At 59.4% G+C, this 7,041-nt stretch carries 6 protein-coding genes and 1 pseudogene; 5 read left to right on the top strand and 2 right to left on the bottom strand.

Features of this window, described 5'->3' with window-relative positions:
* A pseudogene (locus NW819_RS08955) lies at nucleotides 1–2,874 on the bottom strand (translocation/assembly module TamB); the annotation flags it as partial.
* 296 nt (nucleotides 2,875–3,170) lie between these two features.
* Here NW819_RS08955 and NW819_RS08950 point away from each other — a divergent pair.
* The 5 genes from NW819_RS08950 (at nucleotide 3,171) to NW819_RS08930 (ending at nucleotide 6,812) form a co-directional block, all read left to right on the top strand.
* Nucleotides 3,171–3,584 carry an STAS domain-containing protein gene (locus tag NW819_RS08950; RefSeq protein WP_414329363.1) on the top strand — a complete coding sequence of 138 codons (414 nt, stop codon included), beginning with the start codon at nucleotides 3,171–3,173 and terminating at the stop codon, nucleotides 3,582–3,584.
* A gap of 12 nt (nucleotides 3,585–3,596) precedes the next feature.
* Entirely contained in the window at nucleotides 3,597–4,352 is a 756-nt protein-coding gene (locus NW819_RS08945; RefSeq protein ID WP_414413533.1) for a precorrin-2 C(20)-methyltransferase, read from the top strand.
* 824 nt (nucleotides 4,353–5,176) lie between these two features.
* On the top strand, nucleotides 5,177–5,335 hold the full coding sequence (locus NW819_RS08940) for a hypothetical protein (RefSeq protein ID WP_414329361.1): 159 nt from the start codon (nucleotides 5,177–5,179) through the stop codon (nucleotides 5,333–5,335).
* 239 nt (nucleotides 5,336–5,574) lie between these two features.
* Nucleotides 5,575–6,111 (top strand): N-acetyltransferase family protein, encoded by a 537-nt coding sequence (locus NW819_RS08935; protein WP_414413532.1) that lies wholly within the window; start codon nucleotides 5,575–5,577, stop codon nucleotides 6,109–6,111.
* A 179-nt stretch (nucleotides 6,112–6,290) separates the two neighbouring features.
* Nucleotides 6,291–6,812 (top strand): peroxiredoxin, encoded by a 522-nt coding sequence (locus NW819_RS08930; RefSeq protein ID WP_011433766.1) that lies wholly within the window; start codon nucleotides 6,291–6,293, stop codon nucleotides 6,810–6,812.
* Nucleotides 6,813–6,816: 4 nt separating this feature from the next.
* On the opposite strand, the gene NW819_RS08925 is transcribed toward NW819_RS08930, so the two are convergent.
* Complete coding sequence (locus tag NW819_RS08925) at nucleotides 6,817–7,002, bottom strand: hypothetical protein (protein ID WP_011433765.1); 186 nt, start codon at nucleotides 7,000–7,002, stop codon at nucleotides 6,817–6,819.
* Between the last annotated feature and the right edge of the window lie 39 nt (nucleotides 7,003–7,041).

Below are 7,041 nucleotides of genomic sequence, written 5' to 3'. Positions count from 1 at the left end.
CCGCACCGCTGACGCGAACAGCGGATCCATGCGGCTGGCCAAGGTCTCCAGGTGGACGGCCAAGATCTGGGCATAGTACTCCAGCTGCTCCAGGAGAGGATGGTTGGGCAAACCGACCGGGTCGGTCTTTAACGCCGAGGCAGGGCCCAAGGGGGGCCGCCGGAAGCCGCGAGTGGTGATGTCTTGCCACTGCCGCCACTTAAAGGCAGAGACGATGTCTTCCAGGCGGCCCTGGCGGGTGCTGATCTCTAGGTTAATTTGAGGAACGGAAACCTCTGGAGTAGACTCCAAACCGCCCTGGAGGGGATCCGCCGGCAGCTCCAGGGTGCCGCTAGCGGTGTAGGTGCTCTCAAACAAATCCAGTTGAGCTTGGGCGATCTCTAGGCGAGGAGAACCATTACCAGCGTGGTAGTCGAAATCCACCGAAAAGCCCCGTACTTCGATCCCTCCCAACTGCAGATCCGCCACCGCAGCCCGTCCTTGGGCGGCGCCGCTTGCCAGGTCAACTGCCACCTCCCCCTCGAGGGTTCCCTGCAGACTGGCCCACGGCCCGGCAACCACCCCCCCCAGCAAAGCCAGAGGCAACTGGTTCACTGCCACCTGGAGCTCCTCTTGCCGGCGTTGGCCGCGAATTTCCGCCTCGCCCCGCTGCACCTGAAACTGCAAAGGCTGAAACTGGGGATCCAACTGCAGCGCCAGTCGATCCCGCTTCCCCCGCAGATCCACTTCCGTCCCCTGAACAGACCCCTGAAAGGGCCCGGCCAAGTCTTCAAAGGCCACATCTCCCACCTGCAAGCCCCGCAACTGCGCCTTGCCAGTCACCTGCAAGGTGTCCAGAGGTCCGCGGATCTGGCCGGATCCCTGCAGCACTCCTTTCACCAGCGGCGGCAGGCCGGGTACTTCTGCCAGCGCAATCCCGTCGGTGGTAAAGCTCAGATCCAGGGATCCCACCTGCAGCGTCTGGGGATCCAAGGGGATCTGCCCTTCGACCCTGGCCAGGCGAGTGCCACCTGCCAACACCTCCGCCTCCTGGATATGCAGTCCAGATCCCTCCCAAGTCACCTGGCCGCGGATGCCCTCAACCCACTGCCGTCCCCTCGCTCCCAAAGGCTGCAACAAAGCCAGCGACCCTTGCGCCCGCAACGCCCCCAGGAAGCCCACTTCTGCTGCCGCCGCCCTGTCCAGCTGCGCCGTCAGCTCGCCAGAGAGGGATCCCGGCCATTGGGGGTTGAAAAAGGCCAGCGGCACCTCCTGAGGAGCCAACTGCGTCTGGAGCTGTCCCCCCGCCCACCGCCCCGCCACCGCCACCCGGCCTCCGCCCACGTCCAGCACCGCCTGCGGCACCTGCACCACCCAGTCCCGACCCTCCGGCAAAACCTGCAGCTGCCCTCTTCCGGCAATCTCTCCCCCAAGACTTTCCCAGCTGGCCTCCGCCCGCGGTTGGGATCCCGTCAGCGCCACCTGCACTTGAGCGGAAACCGGCCCCACCCAAGGAAGAGCGCCCCGGCGGGGCAGGTTGAGGCCGTAAAGGGCCGGCACCTGCTCCACGTCGGCTCCGCTGACTTGAAGATCGAACTGGCCTGCCAAGCCGGCAGCCCATTGCAGCTGGCCGGAGCCTTGGATGCGACCCCCTGCAGTCTTGAGGTCAATTGCTTCCAAGGCCAAGGTTTGATCCGCAAAGCGGAAGCCAAAGGCATACTCCGACACCGGCAGGCGATCCACCCGCCCCGGCGAAAGCCCCCGCAACTGTCCCCGAATCTGTGGCCGATCCAAGGGGCCGGTGACCGTTACGGATCCCCCTACCACCCCCTCCACCGCCACCGGCAGGCCAAAGGCAAACGTCTCTTGGATCTGCTGCAGGCGGGCCGGCGCTACTTCCGCCTGCAAACCAAACCCCTGTCCTTGCTCCCAGACCACCGGGCCTTTTAGCTCGGCAAAGGAAAGCTGACCAAAGCGACCGCTCACCCCCTCCAGCTCCAACCCCTGCAAGGTAAAGCGAACGGAGCCCTTCACCTCTTCAAAAGGATGGGGCAACCTCTCCAGATCCAGCCGAGCCTGTTGAACCTGGGCCTGCCCCGTCAACTCCAGCGGTTGATCCCGCCGCCAGAGCACCTGGAGATCCAAGCCAGTTTCCCCCTGCACCTCCGCAAAAGGGGCCGCCGGCACCACACTGGGCAAGAGATCCAAAGGCAGACGAGCCGCAGAAAGCGTCACCGAACCGGAAGCCTGGGCAAAATCCGCCACCCCCCTGAGCTGCAGGGGGTACCCCCCCTCCCCCTCCCGAGGGAGCAACCGTGCCGTCGCCTGGAAACTGGCCCGCCCCCCGAAAAGATCCTCCTCTCCTGGCGGGGCATTGTGGGGCAGCCACACCTGCACCTGGGCCTGCAACTGGTCAAACTGCCGCCGCTCCCCCACCAAAGGGATGGCCGTCAGGGATCCCTGGCGCAAGCGAATATTCAGCCCCTGGAAAGGCAGGGATCCCTCCCCTTCGGGCAGTTGAAACTGCACATCCGCCCAGCCGCGATCCAGCGTTTCCATCAGCAGCAGTTGCGGCTGGTTTAGGGTAACATTCAGCACCCACTGACCCGTCTGCAGCCAAGTCCAGAAATCAGGGCTGAGGTCGATGGAGCCGATACTGGCCAGATGTTCAACGCGGCTTTCTCCCAAGCTCACCTGCCAGGGGGCCAGAAACCTCACCTCCCCCAATTCCACGCGCCGGCGCATCGCTTGCGAGAGGGTTGCTTCCACCTGCGGCAGCACGTGATCTTGAAGGTAGATCCCTGTTCCCCAGGCGGCACCAAAGGCGGCAGCCGTCAAGCCCAAACCCACCCCAGCTAGAGTGATGGGGGAAAGGTTGAATCGTTGCTGCTGCATCTTTGGATCTTGGTGATCCTCTCCCAACCGCCTACCCCTTAAAAACCTGACAGGCTCCCAAAAGCCATTCGTGCACTGCGGGCCGACCTTGCCGGCACAGTTGCCCCCATCCTACCCAAGGACTCCTGGCTTGCCACGAGGGAACAGAAAGAAGAGATCCCTGCTCCCAGGCGTAATTCCCCCGAAGACCCCGCGGAAAAATACCGTCTCCCGCGGAGAACGGGGATGCTAAGCTATCTCCACACCCGAGATTGAACCCACCCTGGGGCCTCTCTCAGGTGTTCCCTTCTGTCGAGATGGTTGAAAGGAGAAGAGCCATTCCGGAACCCCTATCTCTGACGGTCAGCTTGCGCGGCAGCCGCGAGGCGCTGGAAAACTGCCAGGTCTTTCACCTGACTGGCCTTCTGGATGCCTTTTCCGAGCCGGTCTTTGTTAAGGTGGTCACCAAGTATTTAGAAGAGGGATCCCCTAACCTCATCTTGGATTTGACAGGGATCGACTTCATCGACAGCTCTGGCGTCGGCGCCCTGGTGCAACTGGCCAAGCTGGTGCAGAGCCGTGCGGGTGTCTTTCAGGTGGTGAGCAATCCCCGCATTACCCAAACGGTGAAGCTGGTGCGCCTGGAGAAGTTCCTATCTTTGCGCAACTCCTTGCAGGAAGCCTTGGATCGCCTGAAGGAAGGAAGTACGGGCAGTACAGAGACCGCCTGATACGTAATAAGTATGGGTCTGGGAACCTTTTGGGGGATCAGTGCTGGAGCAGGGGATCCCGACTGGATAACGGTCAAAGCAGCCCGCATCCTCAGCACGGTCAACTGGGTGGCCTGTCCCCAAAATGCCGCCGGCCAGCCGGGCCTGGCCTATCAGATTGTGCGCCCTTGGCTGCGACCGGAACAAACCCTCTTGCCGCTTCGCCTGCCCTTTGTCACCCAGCCGGAAGTCCTGCAAGCTGCCTGGCGAGTGGCTGCCCAGCAACTGGCCCCACTCCTAGAAAGGGGAGAAGATGTCGCCTTCATCTGTGAGGGAGACGTGGGCCTCTACAGCACCTTCGCCTACGTGGCCCAAGCCCTGCGGCAGCGGATCCCCGCCTTGCCCATCCAGGCCATACCGGGGGTGTGCTCTCCCTTAGCTGCCGCTGCTGCCCTGGGATCCCCCTTGGTGCTCGGCTCCGAGAAATTGGCGATTTTACCGGCTCTGTTTGCCCTCTCGGAACTGGAGCAGGCTTGTGCCTGGGCTGAGGTGGTCGTCTTGATGAAAGTGGCCTCTGTCTATCCTCAGGTTTGGCAGTGGCTGGCCGAAAGAGGTTGGCTGCAACAGGCCAGCTTAGTGGTCTGGGCCGGCTGGCCTCAGCAAACCCTCTTCCCCACCCTGGAAGGACTGGCCGACTACCAGCCCCCCTACTTTTCCCTCTTGATCCTGCGCTCTCGGCCCCGGAATAAAGATTCTCTTAACCCAGAAAACGGGCTGCGGCTGGATTGAGTTTTCTAGGATAGGGAATGAGTTCCTTCCGGCGATTAAGCCCGAAGCAGGGGTTGGTCGTTGTTTTTTTGCGTTTATTTCTGTTTAGCTCAAGGCTCGCGCCGAGCCAGCTTGTTTCCCCAAAAAATCAGGTGTCCTGTGACGGAAAGAGGCTGAGGAATCCGAATCCAGAATGCTGGGATCCCTCATTGACCTGAACCAAAAAGAGATGAAAAGACCAAGTTAAAGGAATGATCCAGCCTGTTAAGAATGGTTGCCGCCCTTGGTGGAGAGATCGGCTATAGGTTAGATTATGAATGTAGTGATTCAGGCGAGGAGGATAATATCTCATCCCCATCCCAAACGCGAGGCACCGCTTCTCGACTGACTCAAATCCAAAATTCTCTCCAAAGTTCTCTGTCGGTCAACGCTCTGATCCAAGCTTCCGATCCGTTGCTTCGGCAGATTCTCCTGAGAAGTGGTTGTCTCGCCCAGCAGGGCACCTGGTACCTACGACAGGTTTTCCTCGAAGCAGAACAAGGGAGTTAGGCAGATAGCGGTTGGGCTTGCTGCACAAGCCACTGGGAAAGTGAGAGAGCGCTCTAGGTGTTCCTCAAATAATCCTCAAATAAAAGTGGTTTTGCCAGATCAACAAGCTCAGCCGGCTATTTTGAGTCTCCATTCATGAGCGAGTCAGGGTGGGAAAATCGGTGATCAGGTTCAGGTGCTCTCAACCTGCAAGCTCTGCGAGTCGGAACCAGCGCTCAGTGGGACAAGGACTGCGGGCTTTAGCAATTCGAGGTTCTCTCAGTTCATAGTTTCACTCTCACTTTCAGGAGGTTGCTATGTTTACCTTTCTCTCAAAGATTGCTAGAGCAATTATCCGCATATTTGCTCCTGCCAAGTCCGATCTGGTGGAAGTGGGTTACCAGCCCATCACGGATGATATCTATCGCATCAACGGCTCAGCCTGCCATTTTAGCGATCTGGAGATCTCATCGTAAACCTCAGAGTCGGATTCTGGTGTCGGAGCGGCCACTGGCGCTGGCCTAGAAATTGGAAAAAAAAGCTACAAGTTAAGACAACTGAATAAGTCTTAGTTAAGTCTTGGATGCGGTTAGTCCGCGTCGGCAGGGGTGGTTTTCCTCCCTGTGGCCAAGTTCTACCGGTTCAGTGGTGGCTCCCCGTGGGGGTCACCACTTATTGTTTTGTTGTTTGCAAGTTGTTTGGGAAAATAAGGAGAATGCTTGCGGTTGCCCTATCTCAACCTGTGTTGCCTTCCCCCGTAGTTTACCCAGCTACATCGAATGATCTGGATCCCTTGGCCGAAGTTCTGGCGCAGGTTTTTTATCCGCCCTCAGGCCTGCAACGCTGGATCCACCCGATTTGCAAGCTGGGCATTCGCGAAGAGTTGCGCCTCAGGCTGGCCGCAAGGGATCCCCACTACTGCTGTCTGGCAGCTGCGGTGGGATCCGAAGTGGTGGGCACTGCCGAGATCTCTTTGCGGGTCACAGCCCACGGGAAGTATCCCTACCTCTCCAACTTGGCGGTGCTACCCGGCTGGCGGCGGCGAGGAATTGCTCGTCTGCTTTTGCTCAGTGCTGAAGGGGTGGCGAAAGGGTGGGGCTACCGCTGTTTGCATCTGCACGTATTGGAAGACAATCTCCCCGCGCGGCAACTGTACGCTCAACTGCGCTATACCCCCATCGAACGCACCGCTCAACTCTGGCGATGGTTGGGGATCCCTCCGCAGCTTTTGCTCTGCAAGTGGTTACCTTGAATTGGCAAAGGAATTGGCAAAGCGGCAACATTGAGCTGGCAGAGTGGAGATGCTTCCCACCCCGCTGGCTTGCTTCTGCGCAGTGAGGCGAGTTCCTGGACTCATATAAAGTTATGTAAACTAGAGATGGGTTCTAGAGAGGTCTCGGAGGGGCAGTGAGGGAATTGGGCAGGGTTTTCATGGGATTGGTTGTGGGCCTGCTTGTGGGCTTTGGGATGACTCAGCCTGCCTGGGCCCAGTGGGGAACTACTCCTCTCCCGCCAATAGGTTCTCCGGCACCGGAGTTCGCATTGCCGGATCAATCCGGGCAAATACGGCGGCTGGCGGATTTTCGGGGGGAGTGGGTGGTGTTGTATTTTTACCCCCGCGACTTCACTTCCGGCTGTACGATTGAGGCCCGCCGCTTTCAGCAAGATTTGCCCAAGTTCCGGGCCATGGGGGCACAGGTTGTGGGCGTGAGCGCTGACTCGGTGGACTCTCACAGGCGCTTTTGCTCGGCAGAGGGGCTACAGTTTCCTTTGCTGTCGGATCCCGACGGCACGGTCAGTCGAGCCTACGGATCCTGGATGGGCGATGTTGCCCTGCGCAATACGTTCTTGATCGACCCCGAGGGAATTTTGCGAGAAATCGACCCAATTGTAAACCCCAGCCGCCACAGCGCTGAGGTTCTGGCCCAGTTGCAGCAGCTTATCAGGAACTAGCCCTCTAGCTTTCCGGGCCAAAAGTCTGCTCGAACTCGTGGAGCAACTCGTCGATCTCCTCCAGCGCTTGGTTGACATCCACGCGCAAGCTGCCCAAGTCTGGCTTTTCCAACAGCTTGGCTACCGCTGGCCGGCGTTCGCGGATTAGCTTGATGCGCTCTTTCAAGGCGGCAATTTCGGCGGCGTCCATAGCTTCAGAGACCTAATTGACTGATACATTCACGCTGAA

Source organism: Synechococcus sp. R8-2 (genome assembly GCF_047461715.1).
Taxonomy (GTDB): Bacteria; Cyanobacteriota; Cyanobacteriia; order Thermostichales; family Thermostichaceae; genus Thermostichus.
Note: the sequence above shows the minus strand (reverse complement) of the source record. Positions and strands in the feature narration are given on the sequence as shown.